Annotated in this window: 22 protein-coding genes and 1 tRNA gene; 11 read left to right on the top strand and 12 right to left on the bottom strand. The window is 57.9% G+C overall.

Annotation, left to right across the window (positions count from 1 at the left end):
* Positions 1-3: 3 nt before the first annotated feature.
* Together xth and AC2FH6_RS03705 are read right to left on the bottom strand one after the other, a co-directional pair.
* Positions 4-783, bottom strand: coding sequence for an exodeoxyribonuclease III (xth, locus tag AC2FH6_RS03710; RefSeq protein ID WP_496691102.1), 780 nt, complete (start codon positions 781-783; stop codon positions 4-6).
* 282 nt (positions 784-1,065) lie between these two features.
* Positions 1,066-1,389, bottom strand: coding sequence for a HesB/IscA family protein (locus tag AC2FH6_RS03705; protein ID WP_142633331.1), 324 nt, complete (start codon positions 1,387-1,389; stop codon positions 1,066-1,068).
* A 76-nt stretch (positions 1,390-1,465) separates the two neighbouring features.
* Between AC2FH6_RS03705 and AC2FH6_RS03700 the strand changes: the two genes are divergently transcribed.
* Entirely contained in the window at positions 1,466-2,638 is a 1,173-nt protein-coding gene (locus tag AC2FH6_RS03700; protein ID WP_496701235.1) for a deoxyguanosinetriphosphate triphosphohydrolase, read from the top strand.
* Here AC2FH6_RS03700 and AC2FH6_RS03695 read toward each other — a convergent pair.
* Positions 2,620-3,171 carry a putative pterin-binding protein gene (locus tag AC2FH6_RS03695; protein WP_496701233.1) on the bottom strand — a complete coding sequence of 184 codons (552 nt, stop codon included), beginning with the start codon at positions 3,169-3,171 and terminating at the stop codon, positions 2,620-2,622. The genes AC2FH6_RS03700 and AC2FH6_RS03695 overlap by 19 nt on opposite strands.
* A 131-nt stretch (positions 3,172-3,302) precedes the next feature.
* On the opposite strand from AC2FH6_RS03695, the gene argS reads away from it, so the two are divergent.
* The 6 genes from argS (at position 3,303) to AC2FH6_RS03665 (ending at position 8,935) form a co-directional block, all read left to right on the top strand.
* Positions 3,303-5,048 carry an arginine--tRNA ligase gene (gene argS, locus AC2FH6_RS03690; RefSeq protein ID WP_496701232.1) on the top strand — a complete coding sequence of 582 codons (1,746 nt, stop codon included), beginning with the start codon at positions 3,303-3,305 and terminating at the stop codon, positions 5,046-5,048.
* Positions 5,049-5,135: 87 nt separating this feature from the next.
* Positions 5,136-6,200, top strand: coding sequence for an SPOR domain-containing protein (locus tag AC2FH6_RS03685; protein WP_496701230.1), 1,065 nt, complete (start codon positions 5,136-5,138; stop codon positions 6,198-6,200).
* Positions 6,197-7,204, top strand: a complete 1,008-nt coding sequence (nagZ, locus tag AC2FH6_RS03680; protein ID WP_496701228.1) for a beta-N-acetylhexosaminidase — start codon at positions 6,197-6,199, stop codon at positions 7,202-7,204. Before AC2FH6_RS03685 ends, nagZ begins: the two co-directional genes overlap by 4 nt.
* Positions 7,194-7,988: a segregation and condensation protein A gene (locus tag AC2FH6_RS03675; protein WP_142633343.1), complete on the top strand. Its 795-nt coding sequence runs from the start codon at positions 7,194-7,196 to the stop codon at positions 7,986-7,988. Before nagZ ends, AC2FH6_RS03675 begins: the two co-directional genes overlap by 11 nt.
* Positions 7,981-8,628 carry an SMC-Scp complex subunit ScpB gene (gene scpB, locus AC2FH6_RS03670; RefSeq protein WP_281994496.1) on the top strand — a complete coding sequence of 216 codons (648 nt, stop codon included), beginning with the start codon at positions 7,981-7,983 and terminating at the stop codon, positions 8,626-8,628. Before AC2FH6_RS03675 ends, scpB begins: the two co-directional genes overlap by 8 nt.
* Before the next feature lie 64 nt (positions 8,629-8,692).
* Positions 8,693-8,935: a hypothetical protein gene (locus AC2FH6_RS03665; RefSeq protein WP_496695718.1), complete on the top strand. Its 243-nt coding sequence runs from the start codon at positions 8,693-8,695 to the stop codon at positions 8,933-8,935.
* Here AC2FH6_RS03665 and AC2FH6_RS03660 read toward each other — a convergent pair whose 3' ends face one another.
* The 8 genes from AC2FH6_RS03660 to AC2FH6_RS03625 all read right to left on the bottom strand — a co-directional run bounded on the left by AC2FH6_RS03660 (position 8,936) and on the right by AC2FH6_RS03625 (position 14,285).
* Positions 8,936-10,015 carry a 2'-deoxycytidine 5'-triphosphate deaminase gene (locus AC2FH6_RS03660; RefSeq protein WP_496701227.1) on the bottom strand — a complete coding sequence of 360 codons (1,080 nt, stop codon included), beginning with the start codon at positions 10,013-10,015 and terminating at the stop codon, positions 8,936-8,938. It lies immediately after the preceding gene.
* Between the two features lie 61 nt (positions 10,016-10,076).
* Positions 10,077-10,153: transfer RNA gene (locus AC2FH6_RS03655), tRNA-Pro, on the bottom strand.
* A 61-nt stretch (positions 10,154-10,214) separates the two neighbouring features.
* On the bottom strand, positions 10,215-10,814 hold the full coding sequence (locus AC2FH6_RS03650; RefSeq protein ID WP_496701226.1) for a MerR family transcriptional regulator: 600 nt from the start codon (positions 10,812-10,814) through the stop codon (positions 10,215-10,217).
* Between the two features lie 18 nt (positions 10,815-10,832).
* Positions 10,833-11,135 carry an integration host factor subunit alpha gene (ihfA, locus tag AC2FH6_RS03645; RefSeq protein ID WP_037316145.1) on the bottom strand — a complete coding sequence of 101 codons (303 nt, stop codon included), beginning with the start codon at positions 11,133-11,135 and terminating at the stop codon, positions 10,833-10,835.
* A 96-nt stretch (positions 11,136-11,231) separates the two neighbouring features.
* A complete protein-coding gene (locus AC2FH6_RS03640) occupies positions 11,232-12,203 on the bottom strand; it encodes a beta-ketoacyl-ACP synthase III (protein WP_271947477.1) in 972 nt (323 codons plus the stop codon).
* Between the two features lie 21 nt (positions 12,204-12,224).
* Positions 12,225-13,313: a phosphate acyltransferase PlsX gene (plsX, locus tag AC2FH6_RS03635; RefSeq protein WP_142633356.1), complete on the bottom strand. Its 1,089-nt coding sequence runs from the start codon at positions 13,311-13,313 to the stop codon at positions 12,225-12,227.
* Positions 13,314-13,335: 22 nt separating this feature from the next.
* Positions 13,336-13,542 carry a 50S ribosomal protein L32 gene (gene rpmF, locus AC2FH6_RS03630; RefSeq protein WP_037316137.1) on the bottom strand — a complete coding sequence of 69 codons (207 nt, stop codon included), beginning with the start codon at positions 13,540-13,542 and terminating at the stop codon, positions 13,336-13,338.
* Positions 13,543-13,748: 206 nt separating this feature from the next.
* On the bottom strand, positions 13,749-14,285 hold the full coding sequence (locus AC2FH6_RS03625) for a YceD family protein (protein ID WP_142633358.1): 537 nt from the start codon (positions 14,283-14,285) through the stop codon (positions 13,749-13,751).
* A gap of 85 nt (positions 14,286-14,370) precedes the next feature.
* Here AC2FH6_RS03625 and AC2FH6_RS03620 point away from each other — a divergent pair, with 85 nt between their 5' ends.
* The 3 genes from AC2FH6_RS03620 (at position 14,371) to AC2FH6_RS03610 (ending at position 17,530) form a co-directional block, all read left to right on the top strand.
* Positions 14,371-14,847 carry an outer membrane protein assembly factor BamE gene (locus AC2FH6_RS03620; protein WP_496701223.1) on the top strand — a complete coding sequence of 159 codons (477 nt, stop codon included), beginning with the start codon at positions 14,371-14,373 and terminating at the stop codon, positions 14,845-14,847.
* Between the two features lie 98 nt (positions 14,848-14,945).
* On the top strand, positions 14,946-15,680 hold the full coding sequence (locus tag AC2FH6_RS03615) for a GNAT family N-acetyltransferase (protein ID WP_496701221.1): 735 nt from the start codon (positions 14,946-14,948) through the stop codon (positions 15,678-15,680).
* A 41-nt stretch (positions 15,681-15,721) separates the two neighbouring features.
* Positions 15,722-17,530 (top strand): ABC-F family ATP-binding cassette domain-containing protein, encoded by a 1,809-nt coding sequence (locus tag AC2FH6_RS03610; protein WP_496701219.1) that lies wholly within the window; start codon positions 15,722-15,724, stop codon positions 17,528-17,530.
* A gap of 81 nt (positions 17,531-17,611) precedes the next feature.
* Here the strand turns inward: AC2FH6_RS03610 and AC2FH6_RS03605 are convergent, their stop codons facing one another.
* Positions 17,612-18,367, bottom strand: a complete 756-nt coding sequence (locus AC2FH6_RS03605) for a 3-hydroxyacyl-CoA dehydrogenase (protein ID WP_271947465.1) — start codon at positions 18,365-18,367, stop codon at positions 17,612-17,614.
* 197 nt (positions 18,368-18,564) lie between these two features.
* Here AC2FH6_RS03605 and AC2FH6_RS03600 point away from each other — a divergent pair, with 197 nt between their 5' ends.
* On the top strand, positions 18,565-19,320 hold the full coding sequence (locus AC2FH6_RS03600) for a hypothetical protein (RefSeq protein WP_496701217.1): 756 nt from the start codon (positions 18,565-18,567) through the stop codon (positions 19,318-19,320).
* The last annotated feature ends 31 nt before the right edge of the window (positions 19,321-19,351 follow it).

Here is a 19,351-nt window from a genome sequence, read left to right as displayed (position 1 = left end):
CGATTACAGATCTAGATCTATCCAAACCGGAACATGATCTGACGGTTTTTCGTGCCCCCGAATTTCGGAATCGATTTTGCAATCGCGCAACAGGTCAGCGGCCTGAGGGGTCAGAAGGAAATGATCAATACGAATCCCGTCATTTCGGTTCCACGCACCCGCTTGATAATCCCAGAATGAATAATGTTCCGGACCTTGCGTGCCAGCGCGAAAGGCCTCGGTGAAGCCGAGATTCAGAATTTTCCGAAATGCGGCCCGGCTTTCAGGGCGAAACAATGCATCCTCGCGCCAGGCATCGGGACGCGCTGCGTCTTCGGCCTGGGGAATGATGTTGTAATCACCTGCCATCAGCGCGGGCTCTTCACCGTTCATCAGATCGCGGGCGCGATGATAGAGCCGTTCCATCCAGGCGAGTTTATACTCATATTTCGGCCCTGGGGCGGGGTTGCCGTTCGGCAGATAAAGCCCGCAGATACGCAGCGCCTGTTTGCCGACGACCGTGGCCTCGATCCAGCGGGCCTGTTCATCCTCATCATCACCGGGCAAACCCCGCGAGACGTCCTCGAGCGGTAGCTTCGACAGAATGGCAACGCCGTTAAAGCTTTTCTGACCGTGCGTTTCCACGTTGTACCCGCGCGCCTCAAAGATCTCTCTGGGGAAGTTATCGTCGACAGACTTGATCTCTTGCAGCAGCACAACATCGGGCTGGGCATCATCCAGCCAACGCGGCAATGCTTCGGCCCGCGCCTTGATTCCGTTGATGTTGAATGTGGCGATTTTCATGCGCGACCCTCCGACAGTCCTTGGCAACCTATCGCCCAGAACGGGCCCAACGGCAAGGCGGAGAACAGGTTTGCGAGGCGCTGCCTCGCGCTCCGAGGTATTTTTGGCCAGATGAAGAAACGGACCGTTAACCAGAATCTCCGAAAATCAGCTGGCGGTACAGGCGGAGGCGCCGATGACCGCGCCAGGTGAAGCTCTCCGGTCTAGAAATCGGAGAGCGGATCCCTGCTTCATCTGGCTAGAAATACCTTGGGGGTGTGGGGGTGAAACCCCCACGGGTGATCACATTGAAAACGAAGTGCCGCAGCCGCAGGAGGAGGTGGCGTTTGGGTTTTCGATAACAAAGCGTGCGCCGATCAGTTCTTGCGTGAAATCAATCACCGCATTTTCAAGAAACGGCAGTGAGATTGCGTCGACAATGACTTTCTGCCCCTTACCCTCAAGAACCAAATCGTCGTCTTTGGGTTTGTCCAATGCAATTTCGTACTGAAAGCCCGAACACCCGCCGCCTTCGACAGCGACACGCAGGGCTTGACCCTGATCGGCCGCGCCGATCTCGGCAAGGCGGTCAAAGGCGCGTTCTGTAACTGTCGGGGGCAGATTCATGCCAAACTCCAAAGGTTTATTTCTTAACCACTCTACCATATAGAAAGCCCAAGGACAGGCGACAAGGACAAGACCGTTGGACAGAGCAGGTTTTGCCTCGGATCCCGACCGCGCAAGAGGGCGGTTGGTGCCAGAGGAAGAGAGCAGTTTCCGGTCATGCTTTCAGCGCGACCGGGACCGGATCATTCATGCCAGCGCCTTTCGGCGGCTCAAGCACAAGACCCAAGTTTTTGTTGAGCACGAAGGGGATAGCTATCGGACCCGTTTGACCCATTCGATCGAGGTGGCGCAAGTGGCGCGGACGATTGCCGGGGCCTTGGGTTTGAATCCAGAACTGACTGAAGCGGTTGCCCTGGCCCATGATCTTGGCCACACGCCGTTCGGACATACTGGCGAGGATGCTTTGCATGAGATCATGCAGCCGTATGGTGGGTTCGATCATAACGCGCAGGCCATCCGGATCGTGACCCGGCTTGAGCGTCATTATGCCGAGTTCGATGGGTGCAACCTTACGTGGGAAACCCTGGAAGGCATTGCAAAACATAACGGACCGGTGGAAGGGGAACTGCCTTGGGCGCTGGCGGAGTGCAATGCGGCGTTTGATCTTGAACTGTACACGCACGCAAGCGCAGAGGCGCAGGTGGCGGCCTTGTCTGACGACATCGCCTATAACAATCATGACCTGTTGGACGGGCTGAGGGCGGAGTTGTTCAGCGACGAGGACATTCAGCAACTGCCGATCGTGGGCGACTGTTATGCGGAGGTGGATCGCAAGTACCCGGGCCTCGACCCCTATCGCCGTCGGCATGAGGCGTTGCGGCGGGTGTTTGGGGTTATGGTGTCGGACGTGATCGACACGTCTCGGGCTCTGATCGCAGGGTCCGGTGCCCAGAGCGTCGAAGAGATCCGGCATCTTGGCTATCCGGTCATTCAGTTCTCAACAGGCCTTTGGGCGCAACTGAAGGAAATTCGCGCTTTCCTGTTTTCGCGGATGTACAGGGCGCCGTCGGTGATGACGGTGCGCGCCGAGGTCAGCAAAGTGGTCGAGGATTTGTTTCCAATCTACCTTGGCGATCCGAAGCAGATGCCCGCGCGCTGGCACGCGGACATTGAAGAGGCTGAGGATGAGACTGCCTTAGCCCGGATCGTATCGGACTATATTGCCGGGATGACCGACAGGTTTGCGCTACAGGATCATGCCAGACTGACTGGCCACCCGATACCGGCGGATCACTCGACCCCGATATAGGCCAAAGCCCAGACTTGTTGGCCCGTCTGATCCTGCGCCGCCTCAGCGTCGTCGGTGGGTGGGAAGACGATCATCGTTGGGCCATACCCTCCGATCCCCATGGGGGCGCCGTCGGCGTGGGTCGCAAGGATGGGCTGATAGGTCGAAATGCTTTGCCAGGGAATTTCTGCCTGGTACCCGTCCATTGCCATTGGTTTGGCCGTTTTACCTTCGGCACCGGCCATGACCATCACATCAGACAGAAGCGGGCCGCTAAAGGTAATGTCGCGTTGGTTGGCCTCTGTGCCGTAGGGAATTGTGATCTCGACCTGATCCAAACTATCCAGCAATGCCGCGTCAAAGCCAGCTGCCCCGTCATGGGTGACCTCCAGATATCCCAGCAAGCCGCCGTCATTCTCGCCGCGCGCGGGCAGGTTGGTTTCCCCAACCGCGCCGCCAAGGGTGACCAGCACATGGCCTTGCGGGGCAGGCATTTCAGCAAAAGCCGGAAGGGCGGTCGACAAAATCAGACCAAGGGGCAGGGCAAAACGCATGGGATTCTCCGTTTAGGTGTATCTGACAGACCTTAGCGGGGAGGGGTCTTTATCCAAGCGCAAATTGAATGCCTCCATTGACCTTGCGGTGTTGCGTGGTAAACCGCCGGGCAAGCAAAAGGACATTCGAAATGAACCTGTTTTCCGAGATCCGCAGCCTTGTGCTGGACGCGTTGGCACAGATGCAGTCCGAAGGCGTGCTGCCCGAAGGGTTGAGCTTTGACAACGTGGCGGTCGAGCCTCCACGTGATGCGGCGCATGGCGATATGGCAACGAATGCGGCGATGGTGCTGGCAAAGCCCGCCAAGATGAAGCCGCGCGACATTGCCGATGCGCTGGCTGGAAAGCTGGCAGAGGATGATCGGATCACAAGTGCAGAGGTTGCCGGGCCGGGGTTCTTGAACCTGCGGTTGGCGCCATCGGTCTGGCAGAGTGTACTGGCTGCGGTGCTGCAACAGGGCACGGATTATGGCCGCTCGACCATGGGGCATGGGCAGAAGGTGAACGTGGAATACGTCTCGGCCAACCCGACCGGCCCCTTGCATGTGGGTCATACGCGGGGCGCGGTGTTTGGCGATGCGCTGGCAAGCTTGCTGGCCTATTCCGGCCATATCGTGACCCGTGAATACTATATCAACGATGGCGGTGCGCAGGTCGATGTGCTGGCGCGCTCGGCCTATGAACGGTACCGCGAGGCCAACGGGCTGAGCCCCGAGATCGCCGAGGGCCTGTATCCTGGCGACTATCTGATCCCGATTGGCGAGGCGTTGAAAGAGAAATACGGTGACAGCCTGATCGACAAGCCGGAAAGCGACTGGCTGGAGGATCTGCGCGAGTTTTCGACAGAAGCGATGATGGACCTGATCCGTGCCGACCTGAAGGCGCTGGGCGTTGAGATGGATGTGTTCTTCTCGGAAAAGTCGCTCTATGGCACGGGTCGGATTGAAGCTGCGTTGCAATCCCTGACCGACAAGGGCCTGATCTATGAGGGCGTGCTGGAACCGCCCAAGGGCAAAAAGCCCGAAGATTGGGAACCACGTGAGCAGACCCTGTTCAAATCGACCGAGCATGGCGACGACGTGGATCGCCCGGTCAAGAAATCGGACGGGAGCTGGACCTATTTTGCCCCGGATATCGCCTATCACTATGACAAAGTGACCCGTGGGTTTGACGCGTTGATCGATGTGTTCGGCGCTGACCACGGTGGCTATGTCAAACGGATGAAGGCCGCAGTATCCGCTCTGTCCGATGGCAAGGTACCGCTGGATATCAAGCTAACCCAGTTGGTGAAACTGTGGAAGAACGGCGAGCCGTTCAAGATGTCCAAGCGGGCAGGGAACTTCGTCACATTGCGTGATGTGGTCGATCAGGTTGGCCCGGATGTGACCCGCTTCGTGATGCTGACCCGCAAGAATGACGCTGCCCTGGATTTTGACTTTGACAAGGTGTTGGAACAAAGCCGCGAGAACCCCGTTTTCTACGTCCAATATGCCCATGCCCGCGTGATGAGTGTTCTGCGCCGTGCAGCTGAGGCCGGGATCGACGCGCAGGACCCAGCGCTTAAAAGCGCCGATCTGGGTAAGATCGACCATGCCTCTGAGCTGACTGTTGCCAAGAAGCTGGCCGAATGGCCGCGTCTGGTTGAGATCGCCGCGCGTACCAATGAACCCCACCGCGTTGCCTTCTATCTGTATGAACTTGCAGGGGATTTCCACGCGCTTTGGAACAAGGGCAACGATGAAACCCAGCTGCGGTTTATTCAGGATGGCGATGTTGCCACAAGCCAGTCAAAAATCGCACTGGCCCGGTCCGTTTCTGTTGTGATTTCAGCAGGCTTGGGTATTCTTGGCGTTACTCCGGCGCAGGAGATGCGGTGAACAACACCGTCCGAACCGCCGGTACGAGGTAGGCAAGAAATGACCCGCGCGCCTTATTTTCGGCGCTAAACGGGCGGTGAGGCGGACATGGCAAGTTACGATTACCCGGGGCAAATGCGCCCCGAGCAGATGCATTATACGAATCAAGCTCATCCTCAGGATGGGTATGACCTCCCTAATGACTTGCACGGATATGACGAAACGCCCCATCCCGCAGGTTTGGGTCGTATTGTTAGTGCTCTGGGTGCCGTTGCATCATTGGCGCTGGTCGCTGGCATCGGTGTTTGGGGTTACAATTTGGTAATGCGCGATGTGAGTGGCGTGCCGGTTGTTCGGGCCTTAGATGGACCAATGCGTATTCAGCCGGATAGCCCGGGTGGCACCCCTGCGGATCATCAGGGTTTGGCCGTGAACACGGTTGCGGCAGTGGGCACAGCAGCGCCGCCTGCTGATCGGCTGATCCTTGCGCCGCGCCCGGTTTCCCTGACAGATGAAGATACTCCGGTGGCACCGTTGCAACCGACACCTGCCGTACATGTGGTCGATGAAAACGTCTCTAACCGGACGGCCACACAGATGCGCCAGGGCGCGGTTGATACACTGGTTGCTGAACTGGCGGGAGAGGCGGAAAATTCCGATCAGGTTGGCGAGCAAAGTTTTCAGTTGGCCTCTTTGACCATCCCCGAGGAAGAGCCTGCTATTGATCCGGCTGATCTGGCTGCATCGCAACCGGACCCAGAACTGGCAGCTTTGCCAGGTGTGCGCCGGTCGCTGCGCCCGGTCCTGCGCCCCGCTGGTGGTGTGCGCAGCGCGATTACGTCAAACAGCACTACCGAAGACGCGATCAACGCGGCGGTCAAAGCTGCGGTCGGCTTGGATGTGGATCCTGAAACTCTGACCAAGGGCACCCGTATGGCCCAGCTTGGCGCCTATGAAAATTCGGACGTCGCGCGCTCGGAATGGGATCGCATGAATGGACGATTCGGGGATTATATGGATGGAAAACAGCGTGTTATACAGAAAACCTCAAGCGGTGGGCGAACCTTCTATCGTCTTCGGGTTCTGGGGTTTGACGATCTGAGCGACTCGCGCCAATTCTGTGCCGCTTTGCAGGCCGAAGGCGCTGATTGCATTCCGGTTGCCGCGCGGTGAGTTTCGGCGCAGTCATTACCGACGCTGAAGGTCTGCGCCTGACGTCTGACGAGAAAAAACTGTTCCGAGAGATGAACCCATTCGGGTTCATTCTGTTCGCCCGTAATATCGAGTCTGCGGATCAGGTGCGCGCCCTATGCGACGATTTCCGCGAGGCTGTGGGGCGTAACTGCCCGATCACTGTTGATCAAGAGGGTGGACGTGTGCAACGACTGCGCACACCGCTGGCACGGGAATGGATGCCGCCGTTGGATCACGTGGCCCAGAGCGGAGAGCAGGCCGAACGTGCTATGTATCTGCGCTATCGCCTGATTGCGAATGAACTGTTCGAGCTTGGGATCGACAGCAACTGCGCCCCCATGGTGGATCTGGCCCGGAACGAGACGCATCCGTTCCTTAAAAACCGCTGCTATGGATCTGATCCCAAAATGGTTTCTCGGATCGGTCGTGCGGCTGCCGAGGGGCATTTGGATGGCGGTGTATTGCCGGTGCTCAAACACATGCCGGGTCATGGTTTGTCCACGCTGGACAGCCATCATGACCTGCCCCATGTCGATCTGACGCAAGAGGAGCTGACCGAAGCAGATTTCGGCCCGTTTCGGGATTTGAACGATCTGCCCATGGGGATGACGGCGCATCTGGTCTATGACCGGATTGACCCTCAACCTGCTACGATTTCTCGGACCATGATCAGCCTGATCCGCAAAACGATCGGGTTTGGCGGGCTGATCATGACGGACGATATCTCGATGAAGGCCCTGAGCGGAAATCCAGAAGAGATTGCCAATCAGGCGCTAACTGCAGGGTGCGATGTGGTTTTGTACTGCAATGGCTCTTTTGATGCCCGTGCTAAGGTGCTGAGCACCGCCGGAAAGATGTCCGAACAGGCACAGAAACGCGCTGAACGGGCGTTGGCGATGCGCAAAGCCCCGCAGGAACTTGACATCCAAGCCGCCGAAGCCGAACTTTCTCGCCTAATGGGCGGGCAGGTGTATGTCGGATAATCTTTTTAGCGAAGACCCCGTCTCGGTCGCGGATCGCCTTGCGGCAGAGGCATTGATCGTAGACGTCGACGGGTTCGAAGGCCCGCTCGATGTGCTGCTGATGCTGTCCCGCACACAAAAGGTTGATCTGCGCAAAATATCGGTTCTGGCGCTGGCGCAGCAATACTTGTCCTTTGTTGAAAAGGCACGGGCGCTGCGGATCGAACTGGCCGCCGACTATCTGGTGATGGCGGCATGGCTGGCCTTTCTGAAATCGCGCTTGCTGCTGCCTCCGGATCCGAATGACGAAGGCCCCTCGGGCGAAGAACTGGCTGCGCATCTGGCGTTTCAGCTAGAGCGGCTTCAGGCCATGCGCGATGCTGCCGCCCGATTGATGGGGCGCGATCAGCTAGGGCGCGATTTCTTCAAACGCGGGCAGGGCGAGGATGTCACGCGCATCCGCACCGTGACCTATTCCGCCACGCTGCTGGACCTGATGCAGGGCTATGCCCGCATTCGCACCCGTGATGAATTCCGCCCCTTTGTCATGGACCGTGACGCCGTATTCACGATGGAACAGGCGCTGGAACGTATGCGCCCGCTGATCGGCTTTGCCGGGGCCTGGACGGATATGGAGACCTATCTGCCCGAGGGCTGGGATGCCGACCCGGTGCGCAGGCGGTCCGCGACGGCGGCTACTTTTGCGGCCTCACTTGAGTTGGTGAAAGAAGGGCATATGGAAATACAGCAGAGCGAAACTTTTGCTCCAATACAACTACGCAAGAGGACCCAATCCCGTGACTGACGCGCCTCAGGAAGAAGGTACCGGCACCCTGTTCGAAGCTCCGCCTATGGCCGAGCAAGAACGCATGGTCGAGGCCGTGTTATTCGCCAGCGCCGAGCCGGTGACGATTGCCGATCTAGAAGTGCGGATGCCCCATGGCAGCGACGCGTCACAGGCGGTGGAAATGCTAAAGAAACGCTATGAAGGGCGTGGTGTTCGTGTGGTTCAGGTTGGTGAATCCTGGGCCATTCGCACTGCCCCAGACTTAGGTTTTCTGATGCAAAAAGAAACGGTTGAGACCCGCAAGCTCAGCCGGGCCGCGATCGAAACGCTGGCGATTGTGGCATATCACCAACCCTGTACACGTGCCGAGATCGAAGAAATTCGCGGCGTATCGGTCTCGCGCGGGACCATCGACCAACTGTTGGAGATGGAGTGGATCAGACTGGGTCGTCGTCGGATGACGCCGGGCCGTCCGGTGACTTTCGTGGTGACTCCGCAGTTTCTGGATCACTTTGGGCTGGAGAACGCCCGAGATTTGCCGGGGTTGAAAGAATTGCGCGCTGCCGGTTTGCTGGAGAACAGACCACCTCCGGGAACGATCCCACTGGGAGAGGGGCAGGAAGACGAAGATCAAACCGAACTGTTCGAGGAAGAGTGATCACGTGGCCCTTTTGTTGCCGCACAAATCGACTATTTAGAAGCCTGGAAATCGGAGTTGAGCAATGAATGCCAATCGTATCATTGACATGATCGTGCGACAGGTCATGCGGCGGCTTGTCACCAAAGGGGTGGATAAGGGGTTCGACATGGCCAGCCGCGTGGGCCAGAAGCCGGGGCAAGAGCAGCAACCGGATAAGAGCTCTGATGCGTCTGGCCAGTTGCAGGCGGGTGGAAACCGCCAGCGTCAAAATATGCGTCAAGCCCAGCGAGTGGCCAATCAGATGCGCCGGTTTATCCGGTTCTGATCAGGTTACCGTTTTGAAATGCTTGGACAGTTTCAATCCTTGTCCCTGATAGTTCGAGGCGATGCCCGCACCATAAAGCTGCGTGGGCATTTCTGACATCCGCTCGTACACCAGCCGCCCGACGACTTGGCCGTGCTCCAACACAAATGGGGCCTCGTGACAGCGGACTTCCAACACTCCGCGTGATCCTTCGCCACCTGCGGCGGCATGGCCAAAACCGGGATCGAAGAAACCGGCATAATGCACCCGGAATTCCCCGACCATCGCCAGATAGGGGGCCATTTCAGCCGCATACATCGGCGGGATATGCACCGCCTCGCGGCTGACCAGAATGTAAAACGCACCGGGGTCGAGGATGATGCGTCCATCGGTGGTGCGCACCTCTTCCCAATATTCCTGCGGGTCGTATTCGCCGATCCGGTCCAGATCGATCACACCGGTATGAGGTTTGGCGCGGTAGCCCACCAAATTGGTGTCGGGCAGCCGCAGGTCCACCGAGAACCCGAGCCCGTCTTGAATGACAGCGGGGCCATCGACCAGCGGGGATTCGGCGTGCAGGGCGCTTAGATCGGTATCGCTCAGCACGGCCTGACCCTCCCGGAACCTGATCTGGTTCAGCCGCATTCCCGGACGCACCAGAACCGAGAATGAGCGGGGGCAGATCTCGGCATACAAGGGGCCGGTATAGCCTGCAGGCACCCGGTCAAACTCGGTCCCGCCATCGGTGATCGTGCGCGTCAGAAGGTCCAGCCGCCCGGTCGAGCTTTTTGCATTGGCGGCCGCGCTCAGCCCCTGGGGCAGGGCCAGCGATTCCATCAACGGCACTAGATAGACACAGCCCTTTTCCAGCACAGCACCTTCAGAGATATCGATGCGGTGCATCTCAAATTCCGACAAACGTTCGGCTACGGTGCGACTTTCGCCTGCCAGAAACGAGGCACGTACCCGGTAAGCAACTGTACCTAAACGCAAATCAAGGCTGGCGGGTTGAATCTGGGCGGGGATGACCTCTGGGCTTGCGGTAATCTCACTGCGAGCGATCATCGCCTCTATCTGCTGGTTCGGGCATACGCCGGTCATTCCGATCCCCCCTGATGCCAGAGCGGGATCTGGCCTGTGTGCCATAAACGTCGGTGTGATTTGGTCGGGCTAGCAGGACTCGAACCTGCGACCTTCCGTCCCCCAGACGGACGCGCTACCAGGCTGCGCCATAGCCCGACGTTGAGGTGTTCATAAAGACTTTCCCGGCGGGGGCAAGAGGAAATCATCGCCTTTTTTCTTATCCCGCTGATCGGTTTTCTATTCGGTTCAACACGCTGCGCAGCTCTTGCGCGATGGGCGCTATCTGGCTGAGCAACTGGTCATCGAATGCGTCTCGGGTCCAGGCCAGTGTCGCGATCCCACCCAACAAGGGCGAGGCGTCGGGATAGGACGGCTGGGCTTGGGCCGCAGGCTCAGCTTTTGGCGGAGCGGGGGCAGGGGTCGGTTCGGGTTTTTGAGCGTCGCCTAGATCCAGATGTATCTGCTCTTGCGGGGGGGCTGGCTTGGCCGTGAATGGCACAACGACATTTGCATCGGGTGTGGGTTCAAGATTCGCCATTTCATCCAGGCCCTGGGACACCGAAGAAACATGCGCCACGCCCTGTTCACGCAAGATGCGCTGTACGCCTTTGATGGTGATCCCATCCTCATGCAAAAGCTTCTTGATGCCGCCCAGCAGGCGCATGTCGTTGGGGCGGTAATATCTGCGCCCGCCCGCCCGTTTTACCGGTTTCACCTGATTGAAGCGGCTTTCCCAGAATCGCAGAACATGCGGCTGCACACCCAACCAGTCCGCAACTTCACTGATGGTGCGAAAGGCGTCTGGGGACTTGCTCATATTCGTGCCGTCCTGATCTTATTTGCGGTTCCCTGCGGCGACGCGATCTTTCATCAGATGCGACGGGCGGAAGGTGAGAACACGGCGAGGCTGAATTGGAACCTCTTCGCCTGTCTTGGGATTGCGGCCGATACGAGCTGTCTTGTCCCGAACACTGAAAGTTCCAAAAGACGAGATCTTCACCTGTTCACCGCGCACCAATGCGTCGGACATATGGTTCAGAACGCTCTCGACCAGTTGCGCGCTTTCATTGCGTGAAAGGCCAACTTCACGAAATACGGCCTCGCTCAGATCCATTCGGGTCAGTGTTTTGTCGCTCATGCCAATTCCCCTGTTGCTATCAGAGCATAGGGTCGGGGCAAATTCGCTGTCAATATCAATGAATTGCGGGCGAGTGTGTAAGCTGAATTGCGCTTGTTACCACCGCAAGAGGACTGAGCCCCAGGCCAATCCACCTCCGATTGCCTCTGTGACCAGCAGATCACCCTGTTTGAACTGCCCACGCTGTTTCGCAACAGACATTGCCAGGGGAATCGATGCAGCCGAGGTATTTCCGTGGTCTTGCAGGGTAACGACAACGTGTTCCATAGGAACGCCCAATTTCTTGGCTGTGCCCTGGATGATTCTAATGTTTGCCTGATGCGGTACGATCCAATCCACATCTTTGTGACTTAGCCCAGCCTTCTCTAGGCAGGTTTCTGCGGTAGAGGTCAGACGTTCAACTGCCTGCCGAAACAGCTGGTTTCCTTTCATCCGCAGATAGCCTGTGGACTGGGTCGAGACGCCTCCATCCACATAGAGCAGGTCCTTATAGCGCCCGTCCGAGTTCAGGTCGGTTGCCAGTATGCCCCGATCGTCCGAGGTTCCCGCGCCCTCATGCTGTTCAAGGATTATCGCTCCGGCGCCGTCGCCGAACAAAACGCAGGTCGACCGGTCGGTCCAGTCCATGATACGAGAGAACGTCTCGGCGCCGATGACCAGTACGCGTTTGGCCTGGCCTGATACGATCAGCGCATTGGCATTGGTCATGGCATAGACAAATCCGGCGCAAACCGCCTGTACGTCAAAGGCGAAGCCTTTGGTCATGCCAAGCTGCGATTGAACCATTGTTGCGGCAGAGGGAAACGTCAGGTCAGCGGTCGATGTTGCAAGAATAATCGCATCAATATCATCTGCCTCCAGACCCGCATCGGCCAGTGCGGCACTGGCAGCCTTTGTGGCCATAATCGAAGTGGTTTCGTCTTCCGCTGCAAAATGCCGGCGTTCGATCCCGGAACGTGTCCGTATCCACTCATCAGACGTATCGAGCGTTTCTTCGAACTCGGAATTCGGGACGATGCGCTCTGGCAAATAGTGCCCGACACCAACTATAATTGAACGGCCTGCCATGCTGGGGTACTGCCTTTTTTGTTATTCACCGGCCTTCGACGGCGTGTCTGCGGCATCTTGTGCAAGCTCGGCTGTCGATGCAACCCGTGCTGCCAATTTTTCGGCGAAGCCGGACTCGGCCAGGGTAAAGGCCAGCTTTACAGCGGCTGACACGCCGGTCGAGTCTGCACCACCATGTGATTTGACGACGGTTCCGTTCAGGCCAAGGAAAACCCCACCATTCACGCGCCGAGGATCAATTCGTTTCTTCAAACGCTGCAAAGACGTGATTGCAAGGATCGAGGCTAGTCGTGAGAGCGGAGAATATTTGAACGCCTCGCGCAGAAGATCTCCGATCAGGCTGGCTGTGCCTTCTCCGGTCTTGATGGCGACGTTGCCTGTAAACCCGTCTGTTATAATGACATCGGCTTTGTCTCCCGGGATGTCGCTGCCTTCGACAAAACCCACAAAGTCAAAGCTGGCCTGATCCGCAAAATCCGAGATCATGCCATGCGCTTCTTTTAGCTCGGCGCGCCCTTTATGTTCCTCGGTGCCCACATTCAAAAGGCCGATCCGGGGACGTTCCAACGCCATGCCGTTTCGGGCATAAGAGGCACCCATCAAAGCATATTGCAGCAGGTCCTTGGCGTCCGCGCGCACATCGGCGCCTACGTCCAGCATTACATTGAAACCCTGCGGATTGCGCGAGGGCCACAAAATAGCGATTGCCGGGCGGTTTACCCCCGGCAGCTTACGTAGACGCATCATCGACAGGGCCATCAATGCGCCGGTATTGCCACAGGAGACCGCGCCATGGGCTTCACCCTGACGTACCGACTCCAGTGTGGACCACATCGAGGTTTGCTTGCCGTGTCGGACGACCTGGCTGGGCTTGTCCTCCATCGTGACCACATCGGGACAATCACGAAAAACGACGCGCCCGTTCAGGACACGCCGTTTTGCGACAAGTTTGCGCAACATGGCCTCAGGCCCGTGCAAGATGAACGCGATATCGGGGTTCTTATCCGCCGATTTGGCGATCCCCGCCACAACAGCAGCGGGCCCCGAATCTCCGCCCATTGCGTCAACCGAGATGGTAATCCGTCCGGCGTGCGTGGGCTGTTCTGTCATGCTTGGCCTGCGCTTTTAGGGCTTAGGCCGCGTCTTCGTCCAGGTCGATTTCGTCGGCCTGAGCGACGACTTCGCGGTCATCATAGTGGCCGCAGGACGCGCAGACGTGGTGCGGGCGCTTCAGCTCACCACAGTTGGCGCATTCGTTCGGGTTTGCAGCAACCAGAGCGTCGTGCGCGCGGCGGTTGTTGCGACGCGACTTGGAAACTTTGTTCTGTTGGACAGCCATGGTCTCAACCTTTGTCTACTAAGGGCCGGCAGATTCGCTGCGGGCCAGGTTTCATTCTTCGTTTTTCTCGTGGTTTGACGCGCGTTTAGGGGACGGGCCCCGCGATGTCCAACCCAAATTCCGATGAGCGCGCGAAAATACTGCGATTCTCAGCATGTTCAAGCGATTTTTCTGAGCGCCTGCTATGACAGGATTTCAGGCCCGTGTCACTCGTCTTTTTTCAGTGCATCGCGCAGCCCGGCCAAGCCCGCAAAGGGTTTGACATCTTCATCCGTTATTGCCTGTTTGCCGGGTTCGGTAAAGCCCGCCTGTTCCAATTCGGCACCTTCTTTCCGGGGATACTGGGGCAGGGCAAGCGCCAGCGCTTCGGACATGACCTCGGTCAGAACGATTTCGGTCCCTAGCGGCTCAGATTCGTCACCCTCCGGGATTTCGAACTCTTCCTCGTCAGGGTTTGTCCAATCTGACAGAAACATTCGGGTCACCGGAATGTCGATCCGCGTGGTAACCGGCGTCAGCGTCACGACACAGGGTTGAATCACGGTTGCCCCCAGTTTTCCTGAAAGCGCCCAATCACGCTTTCCATGCGCACGCACCTCGCCGACAAAACTCAGCTTACGCAGCCCAAGCAGGCTCAACTCGTTCTTTAAGAGATCCAACTCCTGCGCGTCAGGGCGAATTTCAAAGGGCGTCGGTGCGTTCTGAGGCAGGTCGGCGACCCGTAAAGATGTCTGGTTGCTCATACGTGGCCCTTTCGTGTGTTGAACCGGGGTGGCGGTTTGATGTAATCGGATAGGGGCCGCACGGTCCCAAGGCAAGAGGGTGTGAATGTTGAAAGTTATGAGCAGGTTGAAACCAGCGTCCAGAACGCTCGTATTTGCGGCCTGTCTGACCGCTGCTGGTGCGTGTGCTCCGGTCTTCAAGAAACACGGATATGTCCCCACAGCGGAGGACCTGGCCGAAATTCAGGTGGGTGTCGATACACGTGAAAGCGTACTCGAATCCGTTGGCGCGCCCAGTACTTCAGGTGTCGTTCGCGATTCCGGCTTTTATTATGTGACATCACGCGTTCGTCATTATGGTCCGAAACGACCGAAAATCGTCTCGCGCGAGCTTGTGGCGATCAGCTTCGATAACCGGGGTGTTGTGCGCAATATTGAACGCTTTGGCCTTGAGGATGGAAACGTCGTGACGTTGGATCGTCGTATTACCGAATCCTCAGTTCAGAACCGTGGGTTCCTGCGGCAGCTGCTTGGCAATATCGGCAACTTCAACCCGGCAAACATTCCTGGCGCGACCAACTAATTCATAGTCACGTCTTGTCAACTTCACAGGGCGGTCACAAATCCTGTGTTATTGACCCTGCAAGACGAAACAGGTCAGCAACCCAGGAGGATGCGACCATGGCACTATTGCTCGGCAAGGGCCGGTACCGTGCGCGTCAGGCGCAAACACCGCAGGATGTTGCGGCGGCGCAGTGTCTTCGAACACTGGCTTTCGGGACTGATCAGCCTGATCAGGATGAGTTCGATAGCCGTTGTACGCATATTCTGGTCGAGGATATGCGTGCCAACGGTAAACTCGTGTGCTGCTTTCGCATGTTGATGATGGAGCGCGGGGCCGAGATTGGCCGAAGCTATTCCGCCCAGTTCTATGACCTCTCGGCACTTGAAGGGTTTAAGGGGCGTATGGTCGAGATGGGGCGCTTTTGCGTGCATCCTGGTCGAAACGACCCAGACATTCTGCGTGTTGCCTGGGGGGCGATGACTGCATTTGTCGATCAGAATAATGTTGAGATGCTGTTTGGCTGCTCATCGTTTGCGGGTACAGAAACGGCGGAATATCTTGATGCTTTTGCGATGTTGAAACATCGCCATCTGGCCCCGAAACGCTGGTTGCCACGGGTCAAGGCCCCAGATGTTTTCCGGTTCGCCGCGAGATTGCGTCGGCGCCCGGATGCCAAAAAAGCCATGATGCGCATGCCCCCTTTGCTGCGTACTTACCTGATGATGGGCGGTTGGGTCAGTGACCACGCAGTCGTTGACCGTCACATGAACACTTTGCATGTCTTTACCGGCCTCGAAATCTGCGCGATTCCGCCCGCACGTAAACGTTTGCTGCGGGCCGTTGCCGGGTAATCGCCGTTGACGGCTCGACGCTGCGGGGGTAGCTGGCGGGCATGGCAAGAATTCCTTTATTGCAGATGTCCGGCATTTCCCTGACTTTCGGGGGCGATCCGGTTTTTTCAGACCTTGATCTGGTGGTTCAACCAGGCGACCGCGTCGCTCTGGTTGGGCGGAACGGATCCGGCAAGTCAACCTTGATGAAGGTGATGGCCGGTTTGGTGGAAGCGGACAAGGGCGAGATTGTAATTCCCCCGGGTAAGTCAGTCGGTTACATGGAGCAAGACCCCGGAATGGAAGGGTTTGCTACGCTCGGCGACTATGCCTCCAGCGGGTTAGAGCCGGGTGAGCTTTACAAAGTCGAACGCGCAGGCGAAGGGCTGAAATTCGACCCGGCACGAGCTGTTGATACGGCTTCGGGTGGTGAACGCCGCCGTGCCGCGCTGGCAAAGCTGATGGCCGAAGCCCCTGATTTGATGCTTCTGGACGAGCCGACCAACCATCTTGATATCGAAGCCATCGCCTGGCTCGAGCGTGAGCTGGGATCGACACGGACGGCCTATGTGCTGATCTCACACGACCGTGCCTTTCTGCGCGCCTTGACCCGCGCGACGCTATGGATCGATCGTGGGGCGGTCCGACGGCAGGAGCAGGGGTTTACGGCATTCGAGGCTTGGCGCGACAAGATCTGGGAGGAAGAGGACCAGCAACGTCATAAGCTGAACCGTCTGATCAAGTCCGAGGCGCGATGGGCCGTCGAGGGCATCAGCGCCCGTCGCAAGCGCAACCAGGGTCGGGTCCGCGCCTTGCAGGACCTTCGATCTGAAAAAGCCGCACAGATAAAACGTCAGGGTTCGGCCGCGATGACCCTTGAGGCTGGACCAAAATCAGGGCGAAAAGTGTTTGAAGCCAAAGGCCTATCCAAGTCTTTTGGTGATCATCAGATCGTGCGCAACTTTGACCTGTTGGTACAGCGGGGCGACCGCGTGGCCTTTGTTGGCCCAAACGGCGTCGGCAAGACAACATTGCTGAAAATGCTGTTGGGACAAGAGAACCCGGATGAGGGTTCGGTCACGCAGGGCACCAATCTTGAGATTGCAGTATTCGACCAGGCCCGCGCGCAGCTCGACCCCGAAATGAGCCTTTGGGACAGCCTGACTGGCGACCCCGAGATGCGTGTTTCCGGCAAGGCTGATCAGGTGATGGTGGGTGGACAACCCAAGCATGTGGTCGGCTACCTCAAGGAGTTTCTGTTTGACGAGGGGCAGGCCAGAGCAGCCGTTAAGTCACTGTCAGGTGGGGAAAAAGCCCGTTTGCTGCTGGCAAAGCTGATGGCCAAACAGTCGAACCTGCTGGTATTGGACGAACCGACCAACGATCTGGATGTGGAAACACTGGATCTGTTGCAGGAACTTCTGGACGATTATGACGGTACCGTTTTGCTGGTCAGCCACGACCGCGATTTCTTGGACCGTGTGGCCGCAACGACCATCGCGATGGAGGGTAACGGCCGTGCAACCGTCTATGCCGGGGGGTGGTCGGACTACCTCGCTCAGCGCGGCGAGGTGTCTGATAAGAAAGAAGTAAAAACAAAAACTTCCAAGCCAAAGGTAAAGCAAGAAGCGCAGCCGAAACTGGGGCTATCATTTTCAGAGAAACACCGTCTTGAGAAATTGCCTGCCGAGATTGAGCGGCTTGAGGCGGAAATCGGAAAGCTTGAAGAGCTGATGTCCGATCCTGAGCTTTTCAGCCGTGAACCTGTTAAGTTTCAGAAAGCGACCGAGGCTTTGGTCGAGCGGCAAGAAAAGCTGGCCGCAGCCGAGGAAGAGTGGCTGATCCTCGAGGAAAAGGCCGAGGGCGCCTAGATCAGCTTTCGCGCTGTGGCCGGCTATCCGACCACAGTTCATTTGAGTGAGCCGTTTTCATCGGTAGGTGATCAGCCACGCTCAGCGCATTCGCAGCGCGCCGTCGATACGGATGACCTCGCCGTTCAGATAACCCATTTCGACGATGAACCCGGCCAGTCGCCCGTATTCGCGGGGGTCGCCAAGGCGCACAGGGTTGGGAACGTCAGAGGCCAGTTGTTGCTGCACCTCTTCGGGCAGACCGGCCAGCATCGGAGTCATAAAGATTCCGGGTGCGATGGTCATCACGCGGATTCCGGACGAGGCCAGATCCCGTGCCATGGGCAGGGTCATACCTACCACACCACCTTTCGAAGCCGCATAGGCAGCCTGACCCTTTTGCCCATCAAAGGCCGCGATTGAGGCTGTATTGATGATGACACCGCGCGCGCCATCCGGTTCTGGGTCGTTCTTTGCCATTTCCGCGGCTGCAAGGCGTGAAACGTTGAATGTACCCACAAGGTTGATGTCGATCGTGCGCTGAAATGCATCAAGCGGGTGCGGGCCATCCCTGCCTACGGTTTTCATGCCAACCGCGATCCCGGCGCAATTCACTGCCGCGTTGATTGCTCCCATCTTCTTGCGGGCATGGGCGATGGCCGCGGCCACGGATGTTTCATCGGTTACATCCGTCTGGGCGAAATGCCCGCCAATTTCTGTTGCGACCTGGCTGCCTCGGTCTGCATCCCGGTCCAGAATGGTTACCTGTGCATTGTTTTCTGCAAAAAAGCGGGCCGTTGCCTCACCCAGCCCCGAGGCGCCTCCGGTGACAATGGCTGCGGTGGTCGACAGGTGCATCTGGATCTCCTTCCAAAAGATATGAACATACGTTCATTTAATATCAGCCAAGGGACAGTGTCCATAGGGGGGCGTCGGGCAGGCGGCCTTTCCTCAAGGCTTTCTCAGGTCAGCTTCAGGCGTTCTTAATGTTGAAATCTCAAATCGACACTGAACGCAATTGAGCGTCTGGGTGGCGCATTTGAGGAGGACAAACTATGCGAATTGGAACCAAATCAGGGCTTTCCGCTTTGGTTGCCGCTCCGTTTCTGGGGATTATGGCGGCTGGAAGTGCGGCCGCTGCACCAGAGGTCTGCAACTGGAAAACGGCGCGGGATGCTGCAAACAGCGGCGATTATGCGACCATGTGTGAGTGCACGCAGGTAACCCCCAGCTTTCTGGAGCGCTTGCAGAAACGAGCGGATTTCGAAACCACATTGCGAAACACATCCGCGCAATGCCCGGGGTTGGCCGCCTTGTTGACCGACTTTCCGACAGCATCAATCGTAAGCGCGGCAAATGCGGGCGAAGACCGCAGTTCGGACCCAAGCAGTCCGGTCACGCCGGTTGGCGGCGGTGGAACAGGGTCCGGCGGGTCGGGCGGTAACGGTCCCGGCAACGGCGGCGGCGATGATCCGGGTGGCGATAACCCGGGCGATGATCCGGGTAACGGTGGTGGGGATGATCCCGGTGACGACAACCCAGGTGATGATCCCGGCAATGGTGGTGGCGATGGCCCCGGCAAACCCGGAAATGGCAATGGTCCCGGCAAAGGGGGTAATGGTCCGGGTAAAGGCGGTAACGGCCCCGGAAATGGCAATGGAAACGCTGGGAACCCCGGCAATGGCGGGGGCAATAATGGCGGCTCTGGCCCCGGCACCGGAAACGGTGGAGGTAACAACGGCCACGGCGGAGGCCACGGCAATGGCGGCGGCGGCCATGGAAACGGCGGAGGCAAAGGGGGCAAGCGATAAGCCTGCAAGTGACGGATTTGCTCATGCCGAA

The organism is Ruegeria sp. CDSC045 (assembly GCF_059610725.1).
This window is presented reverse-complemented; position numbering and strand designations above follow the sequence as displayed.